The organism is Streptosporangium fragile (assembly GCF_039534445.1).
Taxonomy (GTDB): domain Bacteria; phylum Actinomycetota; class Actinomycetes; order Streptosporangiales; family Streptosporangiaceae; genus Streptosporangium; species Streptosporangium fragile.
On the sequence record NZ_BAAAVI010000040.1, the window covers coordinates 37689 to 50875 of the forward strand.

The 13187-nt window shown below is 71.1% G+C and carries 12 protein-coding genes; 8 read left to right on the forward strand and 4 right to left on the reverse strand.

Features of this window, described 5'->3' with window-relative positions; translation table 11 throughout:
* Window positions 1–14: 14 nt before the first annotated feature.
* From ABD841_RS24790 to ABD841_RS24810, 5 genes are all read left to right on the forward strand, one after another.
* Window positions 15–482, forward strand: a complete 468-nt coding sequence (locus tag ABD841_RS24790) for a hypothetical protein (RefSeq protein ID WP_344976415.1) — start codon at window positions 15–17, stop codon at window positions 480–482.
* Window positions 483–643: 161 nt separating this feature from the next.
* Window positions 644–2854: a hydantoinase/oxoprolinase family protein gene (locus ABD841_RS24795; RefSeq protein WP_344976417.1), complete on the forward strand. Its 2211-nt coding sequence runs from the start codon at window positions 644–646 to the stop codon at window positions 2852–2854.
* A complete protein-coding gene (locus tag ABD841_RS24800; protein WP_344976418.1) occupies window positions 2847–4715 on the forward strand; it encodes a hydantoinase B/oxoprolinase family protein in 1869 nt (622 codons plus the stop codon). Before ABD841_RS24795 ends, ABD841_RS24800 begins: the two co-directional genes overlap by 8 nt.
* A gap of 726 nt (window positions 4716–5441) precedes the next feature.
* Window positions 5442–6065 carry a hypothetical protein gene (locus ABD841_RS24805; RefSeq protein ID WP_344976420.1) on the forward strand — a complete coding sequence of 208 codons (624 nt, stop codon included), beginning with the start codon at window positions 5442–5444 and terminating at the stop codon, window positions 6063–6065.
* Window positions 6066–6256: 191 nt separating this feature from the next.
* A complete protein-coding gene (locus ABD841_RS24810) occupies window positions 6257–6904 on the forward strand; it encodes a hypothetical protein (RefSeq protein ID WP_344976422.1) in 648 nt (215 codons plus the stop codon).
* Between the two features lie 121 nt (window positions 6905–7025).
* Here the strand turns inward: ABD841_RS24810 and ABD841_RS24815 are convergent, their stop codons facing one another.
* Both ABD841_RS24815 and ABD841_RS24820 read right to left on the reverse strand, forming a co-directional pair.
* Window positions 7026–7865, reverse strand: a complete 840-nt coding sequence (locus ABD841_RS24815) for a glycerophosphodiester phosphodiesterase (RefSeq protein WP_344976424.1) — start codon at window positions 7863–7865, stop codon at window positions 7026–7028.
* 269 nt (window positions 7866–8134) lie between these two features.
* Window positions 8135–8869, reverse strand: a complete 735-nt coding sequence (locus tag ABD841_RS24820; protein ID WP_344976426.1) for a hypothetical protein — start codon at window positions 8867–8869, stop codon at window positions 8135–8137.
* Window positions 8870–9016: 147 nt separating this feature from the next.
* Between ABD841_RS24820 and ABD841_RS24825 the strand changes: the two genes are divergently transcribed.
* On the forward strand, window positions 9017–9478 hold the full coding sequence (locus ABD841_RS24825) for a hypothetical protein (RefSeq protein WP_344976428.1): 462 nt from the start codon (window positions 9017–9019) through the stop codon (window positions 9476–9478).
* Between the two features lie 229 nt (window positions 9479–9707).
* On the opposite strand, the gene ABD841_RS24830 is transcribed toward ABD841_RS24825, so the two are convergent.
* Window positions 9708–10043 (reverse strand): winged helix-turn-helix transcriptional regulator, encoded by a 336-nt coding sequence (locus tag ABD841_RS24830; protein ID WP_344976430.1) that lies wholly within the window; start codon window positions 10041–10043, stop codon window positions 9708–9710.
* Window positions 10044–10204: 161 nt separating this feature from the next.
* Here ABD841_RS24830 and ABD841_RS24835 point away from each other — a divergent pair, with 161 nt between their 5' ends.
* Together ABD841_RS24835 and ABD841_RS24840 are read left to right on the forward strand one after the other, a co-directional pair.
* Complete coding sequence (locus ABD841_RS24835; RefSeq protein WP_344976432.1) at window positions 10205–11104, forward strand: NAD(P)-dependent oxidoreductase; 900 nt, start codon at window positions 10205–10207, stop codon at window positions 11102–11104.
* Window positions 11101–11991, forward strand: coding sequence for an NAD(P)-dependent oxidoreductase (locus ABD841_RS24840; RefSeq protein ID WP_344976435.1), 891 nt, complete (start codon window positions 11101–11103; stop codon window positions 11989–11991). The genes ABD841_RS24835 and ABD841_RS24840 overlap by 4 nt, the downstream gene beginning before the upstream one ends.
* Before the next feature lie 152 nt (window positions 11992–12143).
* Here the strand turns inward: ABD841_RS24840 and ABD841_RS24845 are convergent, their stop codons facing one another.
* The gene (locus ABD841_RS24845) at window positions 12144–13157 is read right to left on the reverse strand and encodes a LacI family DNA-binding transcriptional regulator (protein ID WP_344976437.1); all 1014 of its coding nucleotides are present in this window, start codon (window positions 13155–13157) and stop codon (window positions 12144–12146) included.
* Between the last annotated feature and the right edge of the window lie 30 nt (window positions 13158–13187).

The window sequence follows — 13187 nt, forward strand, 5'->3', positions numbered from 1 at the left end:
ATGTGGGAGAACCTGTGACGACCACCAAGACCTCCGCCCTGAACAACAAGACCCCCGCCATCACGTCCGTCGTCCCGGCTTCGGGCTCTTCGGCGGCCTCGGCGTCCGGTGAGACGGCTGAGATGCCCACCGCGCTCGCGGCGATGATGAGCGAGGACGAGGCCGTCGCGGCGCAGGCGGAGGCGGCGCGCTGGAAGTACGGTTTCTTCGTCGTTCTCACCGGGCTCGTGGTCGTCCTGGTGGCGTTCGTGGTGGTGGCGCTGCGCAACGGCGACACGGCCGCACCGTTCGCGGGGCTCGTCGGCGTCGCCGGGGCGATCATCGGTGCCTACTTCGGGGTGCAGGTGGGCCAGTCCGGCAAGGACCGGGTGGAGGCCGAGCTGCGCCGCGCGAACGAGGTGGCCATCCGGCTCGCCGCCAAGGTGCACGCGCACGACGCCGACGCGGTGATCAACACCACCATGGGCCCCCGCCGCCGCTGAACGGGGTCACGCGCGGCCGGCCGCGCCCGTCGTGGTCCGCTGCGCCCCGCCCCACCCCGCCGAGGTTGCCCACGACCTGCCGAAGCTGCCCAAGGATCCCACCCAGCTTCGGCAGGGTCCGCCGATTTGTGGACATGGGGGAACTGGGTAGACACGGTGGCATGCGTAGCGTCCGTATCGGGGTCGACACCGGGGGCACGTTCACCGACGTGGTCGCGGTGGACGAGCAGACCGGTGAGATCACCACGACCAAGACGCCTTCCACCCCCGCCAACCCGGCCGACGGGTTCATGGAGGGGGTACGGAAGGTCCTGCGGAAGGCGGCCCGGACCGCGGGGGGAGCGGTGGCGGCGGAGGACGTCGGCATGGAGGCCGTGGCGGCCGTCGTGCACGGCACCACGGTCGCCACGAACCAGCTCCTCGAGGACCGCATCGCGGACCTGGGCTTCGTCACCACCGAGGGCTTCGAGTTCGTCCTGGAGATCGCCCGGCAGAGCGTGCCGGACGGCTACGGCAACTCGTACTTCTGGGTGAAGCCGCCCCGCATCGTCCCGGTGCACCGGATCAGGACCGTCGGCGGACGTCTGGACCACACCGGGGCCGAGGTGCGGCCGTTCGACGAGGAGCAGGCGGTGGCGGCGGCCCGGTGGTTCCGGGAGCGGGGGATCACCGCGATCGGCGTGTGCTTCCTGCACTCGTACGCCAACCCGGCGCACGAGGTGCGCATGCGCGAGGTCATCGAGCGCGAGCACCCCGACGCCGTCGTCTCGATCTCCAGCGACGTGTTGCGCGAATACCGCGAGTACGAGCGGTCGGTCACCACGTTGGTGGACGCCGCGGTCAAGCCGACCATGCGCCGCTACATCGCCAACCTGGCCGAACGTCTGGAGGCCGCGGGCCGGGCGGGGCAGGCGGTGGCCGTTCCGGGCGTGGCCGGGAGCGACCGGGAGGCCGCGGCCCGGAGCGCGGCGGCCGTCGCCGCGGGAGCCGGAACGGACCGGGAAGCCGCGGTCCGGGGCGGGGGAGCGGGCGGTGGCCTGCCGTTCTCCGTGATGAAGAGCAACGGCGGCGTGCTCTCGGCGGCCGAGGTCGTGCACCAGCCGATCACCACCGTCCTGTCCGGCCCGGCCGCGGGCGCGCTCGGCGCGGCGCTGATCGCCTCCACCGCCGGGCACCCCTCGGTGATCACCCTGGACGGCGGCGGCACCTCCACCGACGTGGCCGTGGTCATCGAGGGGGAGCCGTCGCTGACCACCGAGGGGAGCATCGGCCGCTACCCGTGCAAGATCCCGATGATCGACATCGTGACCGTGGGCGCGGGCGGCGGGTCCATCGCGTGGATCTCGCCCGAGGGCACGCTGAAGGTCGGGCCCCGTTCGGCCGGGGCGGACCCCGGGCCGCTCTGCTACGGCCGCGGCGGCACCGAGGTGACCGTCACCGACGCGCACGTCTTCCTCGGCCGGGTCCCCCCGCACCTGCTCGGCGGGGAGATCCCGCTCGACGCGCACGCCGCCAGGGAGGGGATCGAGGCGCTGGCCGGCAAGCTCGGGCTGACCCCGGAGCGGACCGCGGCGGGCATCCTGGAGATCAGCGCGTTCAACCAGTCCAACGCCATCCGCCAGATCACCGTCAAACGCGGCCTGGACGTGCGCGACTTCCCGATGGTCGCCTTCGGCGGCTCGGGACCGCTGCTGGTCTGCCGGCTGATCGACATTCTCGGCCTGCCATCGGTGATCATTCCGCCGGACCCGGGGAACGTCTCGGCGTTCGGCCTGCTCACCGTGGACGTCAAGAACGACTACGTGCGTACCTTCGTCACCCGCGACCTGTCCCTGGCGGCCGCCGCGGAGATCTTCGGCGATCTGGAGGAGCAGGCGGCCGCGGCCCTCGACCGGGAGGGGTTCCCCGCCGCGGCGCACGTCTACGCCCGCAGCGCCGACCTGCGCTACTACGGGCAGGCCTACGAGGTGCGGGTGCCCGCCCCGGCCGGGCCGCTGGACGAGGCGTGGCGGGCCGAGGTGCTCGACCGCTTCCACACCGAGCACCACAAGCTCTACGGGTACGGCTACCGCGACGACCCCCGGCACGGCGTCGAGTGGGTCAACCTGCGGGTCTCCGGCATCGGCCCGATCACCCGCCCGGCCGTCGCGCGCAGGCCGCACGGGACGGGACGGCCGGAGCCGGCGGGTTCCCGCGAGGTCTTCTACGACGAGTGGGGTCCGGCGCCCGTCCACCGCCGTGCCGGCCTGCTCGCCGGGGCGCGGATCGCCGGTCCGGCGGTCATCGAGGAGTACGGTTCCACGCTGCCGGTCCACCCCGGCTTCACGGCGACCATGGACGAGTTCGGCAATCTGGAGGTGCGCCGTGCCTGACAACGGGATGAACGGGGTGGGCGGGGCGGTCGCGGCCGACCCGGTGCTGGTGGAGATCGTCGAGGGGACGCTCGCGTCGGTGGAGAAGGAGGTCGAGACGGCCATCGCGCGGACCGCCCGATCACCCATGATCCGCGACGCGCACGACTTCCGGGCGGGCATCCACGACGTGCGGCTGCGCAAGCTGACCGGCCGGTCCTACTCGGCGCTGGTCCAGCCGATCGTCCGGGACTTCCCCGTCGCGGAGATGAAGCCCGGAGACGTGTTCTTCCACAACGACGTCTACCTGTCCGAGGGCGGTATCGGGCACCTGCCGGACCTGTGCGTGACGGTCCCCGTCTTCCACGGTGGCGAGGTGGTCGCCTTCGTGCAGGCGTTCGGGCATCACGACGACATCGGCGGGGCGGTGCCCGGGTCGATGCCCAGCCACGCGCGGAGCGTGTTCGAGGAGGGGCTGATGGTCCCGCCGATCAAGCTCTGGGACGAGGGGGTGCCCAACCGGGCCGCGCTCACGATCATGACGCGCAACTCGCGGATGCCCGACTCGCTCGCCGGGGACCTGGACGCCGAGTGCTCGGCCTGCCTGATGGGCGCCCGGCGGCTGGGGGAGCTGTTCGACCGCTACGGGCGCGAGGCGGTCGAGGCGTGCTTCGACGCGATCATCTCCAAGACCACCGAGACGTTCCGCCGGGAGCTGCTGGCCAAGATTCCCGAGGGCACGCACGTGTGGGAGGACTACGCCGAGCACGACGGTGTGGACGAGCCCCGCCTGCACACCCAGCGGATCACCCTCACCGTCGACCATTCGGCGCCGGCGCCGCTGGTCATCGACTTCACCGGGACCTCGCCGCAGGCCAAGGGGCCGATCAACCACGCCGGCGACTACGCCGGCGGGGTGTTCCTGAAGAAGTGGCTGGCGCCGATCCTGCGCAACCTGGCCGACACCCCGGAGCGGATGGCCGAGCTCGACGTCAACGAGGGTGTCGTCCCGCTGATCGAGATGCGGTTCCCGGAGAAGGGCACCCTGCTCACCCCGATCTTCCCGGCCCCGACCAACGCCCGCACGTTCGTCATCCTGCGGCTGCTGGGTGTGCTGGCGGGGGTGCTGGCCAAGGCGACCGGCGGCCGGATGCCGGCCGACCAGGAGACCATCCGCTACACCGGCGTCTACGGCACCGACGCCGACGGCGTCCCGTACCTGATGCGGGAGGTCCTCGGCGGCGGCTCCGGCGGGCGCTGGTACGCCGACGGCGAGGACACCATCCACGTGGTGCCGGACTCGCGGAACATCCCGGTGGAGTTCGCCGAGTCCCGCTGGCCGTTCCGGGTCGAGCGGCTCGGCCTGGCCCGCGACTCCGGCGGTCCCGGCCGTTACCGGGGCGGCCTCGGCTACGACAAGCACCTGCGGATGCTCCGCGACGCCTCGTTCATGTCCATCGCCGACCGTTCGATCCTGTCCTGCTGGGGTGTGAACGGCGGCCGGGCCGGACGGCCGTTCACGGTGGAGATCGAGGGCCGCCCGATGGAGGGGCTGGTGGACGACTCCCCGGTCCGGGCGGGTGAGATCATCCGGGTTCGCACCACGGGCGGCGGCGGGTGGGGCTCGCCACTGGACCGCGACCCGGCGCTGGTGGCCACCGACGTCCGCGACGGCAAGGTCTCGGTGGAGGGCGCCCGCGACGACTACGGGGTGGTCCTGCGCGGTCCCGCGGACGAGCCGCTGGTCGACGGGGAGGCCACCGCCCGCCTCCGCGCCGAACTGCGGGCCATGGAGCCCGATGACGTCCCGTTCTTCGACCGCGGGCCGGGCTTCCCGTCGCTCTCGGGCGGCCTGCCGTACGCGGAGGTGGACCACCGCTGACCCCGGACGGGCCGGCGGCCCCCTCCCCGTCGGCCTCGTCGGCCAGGTGGACCTGTCGCTCCCGCTGCCCTGTCATCCTGGTCGATCTTCCCTCTGGCGCGGGCGTCGACGAAGCCGCGCCGGATGTTCGCGGTTCCACGAGCCACCCGCTCGGGGTGGTGAGGACGGGTACGCTGCCCGGCTTCGTTCGTCCCAGCCCGCGCATCACGCACGGCCGGTTCGCCTGGCCACCTCATGCCGAGGGCGGGAACGACGTGGAACCGGGCTCACCTGCGGAAGTGGCAGCCGGGGCCGCTCAAGCGGCTCCCGTCCCGGACCGGGAGACGGCTTCGAACCGGCCCGGAAGGGTCGCCTGCCGCGGGGTGTGGTCGTGGCCGGTTTCGGTGGTGTTCACCTCGGTGGTGGTGCGGGTGCCCGCGGTCTCGGAGGGGAGCGGCGGTGGCGGTGATGCGCCGTCGGCTCCCGCGTCGTGGTCCTCGTCGGAGGCGCCGGGGTGCGGTGCCGTAAGCCGCCAGTGGGGGGATTGTAAGCCGCCAGTGTGGGGCTGCGTGTCGTCTCCGGATCCTTTGGAGTCTTGTTCCAAGCGTTTGCCAATCCGGATTTCCTATCGTCGATCACGCGATCAGAACGGGCGCTTGCCGCCGGATCCACGTGTCTCGCCGGCCGGGGGTTCGTTCCGGGGCGTCGGTTCTTCCCGGCTGGGAACGCTTCGACGAAAGAGAGAGCATGCGAGTCTTCAAGACTGCGCTGGTCGGTGCGGTGGCGCTGACCACTGTGGGGCTGATGGGCCTCGGCGCGCCGGCGCAGGCCGCCGAGCCCGAGGAGACGATCGTCACGAAGACGAACGGCACCTCCGCCGCCGCCCAGGTCAGCGCCCAGGTGACGGTGAGATGCCCTTCGGGGGCGCCCTACGTCAAGGACACGGAGGTCACTGCCCAGTTCAGCAAGCCTGCGGACAGTGCCTACCTTCTGTACAAATCCATCTCCGTATCGGCTGACAACCGGGAGGCGGTAGTCGAATTCACCAACTCGCGGACGTACGAAGAAGACGCGCATGAGCGGCTCGTCATATTCGTCAGCCTCACGGTGACATGCTCCAACGTCAACCACGGGAAACCGGCCAAGCATGGGGTCACCAACGGCATGATACTGCCGGCTGGTGGGTACACCATCGTATCCTCCACCTGCCCGCTCGATTCTCCTGTAGTGAAATATACCGACGAAAATCATCCTTACTGGGTCAAGGTCCCCAGTCGGGGCCAAACCGGCCGTACCGCCTGGGTCGAGTATCACAATGAGGACGCGACATCCGACACATACGGCAGCTTGACGGCCTACTGCGGTAAGTGATCGATATCGCGCGGCAGCCCAGAAATATGGGCTGAAATTCTCGGGTCCGTTTCAGGGCCTTGGCGTGCCCGGGTGCCGGGGCCGTGCTTCACCGATGCCCGGGCCGCCGGATCCACGTGTCTCGCCGGCCGGGGGTTTGTTTCGGGTTGCCGGTTCTTCCCGGCTGGGAACGCTTCGACGAAAGAGAGAGCATGCGAGTTTTCAAGTCTGCGCTGGTCGGTGCGGTGGCGCTGACCACTGTGGGGCTGATGGGCCTCGGCGCGCCGGCGCAGGCCGCCGAGCCCGAGGAGACGATCGTCACGAAGACGAACTTCACCTCCGCCGCCGCCCAGGTCAGCACCCAGGTGACGACGAGATGCCCTTCGGGGGCGCCCTACGTCAAGGAAACGCAGGTCACGCCGACCTTCAAGCATCCTGATGACGCTTCCGACCTGCGGTACGACTCCATCTCCGTATCGGCTGACAATCGGGAGGCGGTAGTCGAATTCACCAACACGCGGACGTACGAAGAAGACGCGCATGAGCGGGTCGACATATTCGTCACCCTCACGGTGACATGCTCCAGCGTCGACCGCGGGAAACCGAAAAAGCATGCGTTCACCATGAACGGCATGGTGCCACCGGGGCAGAACGTCACCGTGGTCAGCCCCTGCCCGCCCAACTACCCCATGGTGCTGGAGTTCAGCGAGGTCCATGCCGACTGGGTCCAGGTCATGGGCAAGAGGGGGACGGGCAGCACCGCTGCCGTGGTCAACTATTACAACCCTGACCCGATGGTCCTCGGGTTCGGCAATGTGACGGCCATCTGCGGCGAGTGGCGGGTCGCGGCTTCGGAGTGAGGTGTGAGACGACCGCCGGTCGTCGGACACCCGGGAGGCGGCGTCGCATCCGGCGCCCCCGACATGGTGCAGGCCGTCTCCCGGTGGGAGACGGCCTCTTGCGTCCCATCGGACAGTGCGCCTACGCCGCAGCGTCGATGAGCGTGCGCAACACGTCGGGCCTGTTGGTGATGACGCCGTCCACCCGGTACGAGATCAGGCGGCGCATGGTCGCCGGGTCGTCCACGGTCCAGGTGAAGACGTCCATGCGGTTGCCGTGGACGCGCCGGACGTACTCCCGGGTGAGGCCGCGGTGCGGCGGGTTGATCTGGCTGGCGAACTCCGCCAGTTCCGGCAGTTCCGCGACCGTCGGTGTGCCGAGCAGACCGATCGGGACCCCGGGCATGGCCCGGTGGAACGTCCGCATCGAGTCCCAGTCGAACGACTGCACGACGAGCCGGCCGGGACGCAGCCAAGAGGAATTACGCCGCAGCTCGTCCGCGACGCGCGCCTCGATGCCCGGGTAGAGCCGCGGCGTCTTGACCTCCAGGAGCAGGCCGAGCCCGCTCCCGTCCATCGCGCGCAGCGCCTCCCCGAGCGTGGGCACCGGTTCGTCCCGGTATCTCGCGGCGAACCACGAGCCCGCGTCCAGTCTCCGGATCTCCGCGAGCGTGAGGTCGCCGACCCGCCAGGGGGCCCGGCCCGGGAAGACCCTCTCGACGTCGGTGGTGCGAGCCAGTGTCGTGTCGTGCATCAGGACCAGCTCGTGGTCCTTCGTCTCCTGGACGTCGAGTTCGAACATGTCGGCGTGCTGGTCACGTGCCAGTTCGAAGGCCGCGATGGTGTTCTCCGGCGCGTACGCGGACGCTCCGCGGTGCGCGACGTTGGCGACCGTCGGCGGTGGTGCGGCGGTCGCCGTGGGGGTGAGCGTGGTCAGAACCGCCAGCGCGGTCGCGATGATGAGGCCGAATCGCCGGAACACGGGTCTCCTCGGGGTTGGGGAGGCGCCTATGATCCGAAACTGACGACCGTTCGCGACGTCGAGTTGATGGAAGAGTAACCCTTTGATGCCGGGCAGATGAGCATTCGACCCGGGCGCGGCCGCCGTGGAGGCGCGTTCGGGCGGGACCACCGGGCACGCGGCCGGCCCGGCTGCCGGTCGTCTCGCGGGCCCGGTGGGCTGCCCGGGGCAAGCCGAGGGATGCCTCTACCGCGGGGCCGTCACGGGGGATACGGCTGCCGGGGCGGCGGCTACCGCCGGGGAGACGGCGAGGAGAGGTCGTCCGCGCGCATCCAGGCGATGCCCTCACGGTCACGCGGGGTGCGTACCGCGTGGTAGGTCGTCGTGCCGTGGGTGACCGGCGCGAGGTCGGCGACCAGTTCCACGGTGTCGTCACGGTACTTGTGCTTGATCGGGTGCGCCGCGTCGTCGGGCCGGGGGAGAACGGGGGTGCTGATGGCCGTCACCTTCGCGAAGACGCGGGACGGGCGACCACGGGTACCCTCCGCCGCAGGCCCTGACTCCGCCGCAGGCTCTTGCTTCGCCGCCGGTTCCGGCGGGTCGCACAGGGACAGCCGCACCTCCAGGACGGACGTGCCGTCCGACACCGCCGCGGGTGCCTTGGCCGCGGGCCCGGGGAAGCGGACCGATCCGTCTCCGGAGACGTGGCGCCTGCGGTCCTGGGCGAAACGCTCGGCGGGTAGCCACAGCTCGCGGCGCCACCGGTCGGTGTCGACGCTGAAATACAGCAGGAGCACCCGGAACTTGTCCCACCCCTCCTTGGGCATCCGGCGGTTCTTGAACCAGTCGCTCAGGGTGCCGCGGGACAGGCGGTACCGCTGTTTCGTCTGGATGCTCCAGCGCTCGATATCGCTGAACTTCGGCTGCCCGTGCGCTTCCCACTCGCGGATGACTTCGGTCCATAAGCGATCGACCGGATCGGCGGGGGATTCTTCGGACGGCTCCTGGTCAACTCCGTTTTTCATGCCGGAGATTATGCGGGATGCGGGCTTTCGCGGTGTCCGAGTCGGTCCGACTCGGACCAAGATCTGTTCCTCCGGTCGCGGCCGGTGCCGACCATGGTCGCTGCGACCTCGCCAACGGGTGGCGGGGCGGAAGGGAGAACGACAGTCATGTCCGCACGTCTTCGCCGGATCGGCACCGCCATCGTGTTCACGCTGCTGGTGGGCGGCCCCGCCGACACCCCGGCCCAGGTCGACACCCCGGCCCGGGTCGGTGCCCCGGCTTGGGTCGGCATCTCGGCCCGGTTCGGTGCCCCGGCCCGGTTCGGTGCCCCGGCCCGGTTCGGTGCCCCGGCGTGGCTCGGTGCCCCGGTGCGGGCCGCGATCATGGCCGGCCCGGCCGCCGGGACGGCGCCCTGCGGGCTGAGCGGCTCTTTCACCGCGCAGGGCAGCCCGCTCTACCTCCACTACGACTACACGATCCGCCAGTGCAACGGTCACACGGTCAGGCGGAAGGCGGACGTCGCCGGCGAGGCCGACGGCAGATGCCACACCGTCCGTGCCCGCTCGTCGGTCACCGGCCGTGTCGCCGTCCCGCGCTGGGGAGATGTGAGAGGGCTGAAAGCCTGCTGACCCGCCGATCTCCTCGATCCACGCCGGTGGGGTGAGGGCGGCCCGGCGCTTCGGCCCGGCCGTCGGGGCACGCGAACGCGATCTCCCGGGCTTCGGTGTCCTGTCCGCCCTTCCGGACGGCGCCCCGGGCCGGCTGCCCCGCCGGTCCGGGGCGTGCGTCTCCCGGCGGGTCCTCAGTCGTGGGTCCTCAGCTGTGGGTCCTCAGCTGTGGGTCCTCAGCTGTGGGTTCTCAGTCGCGGGGGAGGGCCTCGATGGTCTCCATGTGCTTCTCCCCCCACTCGCCGAGCGGGATGAGCGCGGTGTTGAGCGAGTGGCCGAACTCCGTCAGCGAGTACTCCACCTTTGGCGGAACCTGGTGGTAGACCTCGCGGTGCACCAGGCCGTAGGCCTCCATCTCCCGGAGCTGCTGGATGAGCATCTTCTCGCTGATGCCCGACACCGACCGCCGCAGCTCTCCGAACCGGAGGGGCCGATGGTGGAGCGCCCACAGGATCAGTGCCTTCCACTTGCCGCCCACGACGTCGACGGCCGCATCGAGCCCGCACGAGTAGGTCCGCTTCTTCATCCCGCTCCCCATACTTACAAAAAGGTGAGTACCTGAGAAAATAGTAGGTACTTGAGGAATTCTCAGCGGAGAACGAGCATCGAAACGTCCCAGCCGGGGTCACGGAAGGACCCGGGACTGGGACGTTCGCATGTCGACACCACATGAACTGGGGGAAGGAAATGGCTGCCGACAATCGCTCGCCGGTGACGGTCATCGGCCTGGGCGCGATGGGAAGGGCACTGGCCGGGGCCTTCCTGGACAACGGTCACCCGACGACCGTGTGGAACCGCACCGCCGGAAAGGGCGGGGAGCTCGCGGGCCGGGGCGCGACCGTGGCCGCCACCGTCACGGAGGCGATCACCGCGAGCCCGCTCACGGTGGTCTGCGTGCTGGACCATCGCGCCGTGCGCGAGGTCCTCGACCCGGTGGCCGGCTCCCTGGTCGGCCGGACGCTGGTGAATCTCACCAACGGCACGCCCTGCCAGGCGCGCGAGACGGCCCGGTGGGCGGCCGCGCACGGCGCGGACTACGTGGACGGCGGCATCATGGCGGTGCCGCCGATGATCGGGCGCCCCGAGTCGCTCGTCCTCTACAGCGGATCCCCGGAGGCATTCACGGCGCACGAGCCGGCCTTCGGCGCACTGGGCACCGCCCTCTACCTGGGCGCGGACGCCGGCCGGGCATCGCTGTACGACATCGCGCTGCTCAGCGCGATGTACGGGATGTTCGGCGGGTTCTTCCACGCCGTCGCCATGGTCGGTACGGAGAAGGTCCCGGCGGCGGAGTTCACACCGCTGGTGGTCTCGTGGCTCAACGCCATGATCGCCGGCCTTCCCGCGATGGCGAAGGCGGTCGACTCGGGCGACCACTCCACCGCGGACTCGAACCTGGAGATGCAGGCGACGGCCTACGTCAACCTGCTGGACGCCAGCAGGGACCAGGGCGTCAGCACCGAGCTCGTGGAGCCCATGCGGGAGCTGCTCGACCGGGGCGTCACCGCGGGCCGGGGCGGCGGCGACATCTCGGCCCTGATCGATCTTCTACGTACCGAACCGACGCCGAACGGGAGCGGACGATGACCCACGACCACCGCACGCCGGTGACGATCCTGGGCCTGGGCCCGATGGGCCAGGCGCTGGCCGGCGCGTTCCTCCGGAGCGGACACCCCACGACCGTGTGGAACCGCACGGCCGCCAAGGCCGAGGCCCTCGCCGACCGGGGCGCGAGCCGAGCGGGCACGGTCGCCGACGCGGTCGCGGTGAGCCCACTGGTGATCGCCTGTGTGATCGACTACGACGCCGTGCACGCGATCGTCGAGCCCGCGGCCGGCGCGCTGAAAGGCCGGACGCTGGTCAACCTCACCGCCGACACGCCGGAACGCGCGCGCCGGACGGCCGAGTGGGCCGCCGGACACGGCATCGACTACCTCGACGGCGCCATCATGACGCCGACGACGACCATCGGAGGGCCGGCGGCCGTCGTCCTGTACAGCGGGCCGGAGGAGGTCTACCGGGCCCACCGGCCGGCGCTGGCGAGCCTGGGCGGCACCGCCACCTATCTGGGCACCGACCCCGGGCGGGCGGCAGCGTACGACGTGAGCCTGCTCGACCTCTTCTGGACGTCCATGAGCGGCCTCGTCCACGCCTTCGCGCTGGCAGCCTCGGAGGGCATCGCGGCAGGGGAACTCGCCCCGTTCGCCAAGGGGATCGGTGCCCTGCTCCCCGACATCGTCGACGAGTTCGCCCATCACATTGACGGCGGTCGCCACCCCGGCGACGAGTCCACCATCCTGTCGGCCGCCGCGGGGATGGAGCACATCATCCACGCGGCCCGGGCGCGGGGCCTCGACGCCGGCGTGCTGACCGCCGCCGCGGCCGTCGCGCGGCGGGCGATCGACGACGGCCACGGCGACGACGGCTTCTCGCGCCTGGCCGAGACGCTCAGGAGACCGTCCCGGGCACGGTGAGCGGGAAGCGCGGCGCAGGCGTCCGGCCGGGCTCCGCGGGACACGAAGACCTCCGTGTGCGGTGGGGAGATGGGAAACCTCCACCGCGCCGGAGGTCTTCACCGTTGATCGCGCCTCGCAGCCGGTCGTCTGCCGCCCCGCCGCCGGTGCCGTCAGGGACGCGGCGGGGCGGTGCTCTCCCGGACGACGAGCTCGGTGGCGAGCTCCACGCGCCTGGTCTCGGGGGTCTCGCCGCGGCCCATGGACAGCACCGTGCGGGTGGCCAGGGCGGCCATCTCCTGCAGGGGCTGGCGAATGGTGGTCAGCGGTGGCCAGGCGGAGCGGGAGAGCGGGAGGTCGTCGAAGCCGACCACCGACAGGTCCTCGGGGACGCGCAGCCCGCGCTGGCGGGCGGCCTCGAAGACGCCGAACGCCTGCAGGTCGCTGCCGGCGAAGATGGCGGTCGGCGGGTCGTCGAGGGAGAGCAGGGCGTGGCCGTGGTCGTGCCCGGAGTCGACCAGGAACGTGCCGCGCCGGATCAGCTCGGGCGCCACCCCGACGCCCGCGGTCTCCAGCGCGGCGCGGTAGCCGTCGATCCTGGCCTGGCTGCACAGCATGTCGGCGGGCCCGCTGATCATGCCGATGCGCCGGTGGCCGAGTTCGAGCAGGTGCCGGGTGGCGGCCAGGCCGCCGTTCCAGTTGGTGGCGCCGACCGAGACGACACCCGGCGCGGGTTCGCCTTCGGGATCGACCACGACGAACGGCAGGGAGCGGGCGCTGAGCTGGTCCTGCACGGGCGCGGACAGGCGGGAGGCGATGATCACCACGCCGTCGGTGCGGCGGGCGGCGAGTCGTTCGAGCCAGTCGCGCCCGGGGCCGGCGTGGGTGTGGAGGACGGAGATGACGATGCTGGCGCCCGCGTCGTGGGCCGCGCTCTCGGCGCCGCGGACGATCTCCATGGCCCAGGGGCTCTCGATCTCGGCGAAGACCAGGTCCACCAGCCCGGCCGGGCCGTCGTCCTGGCTGACGCGGCGCTGGTAGCCGTGCTTGTGAAGCAGACGCTCGACCCGGTGGCGGGTCTCGGGGGCCACCTCCGGCCTGCCGTTGATGACCTTGGACACCGTGGGGGCCGACACCCCGGCCTCCTCGGCTATCAGGGCGATGGTCACCCGCCTCTTCGACGACATGATCCGGAGTCTATCCGAAACTTTCGGCGC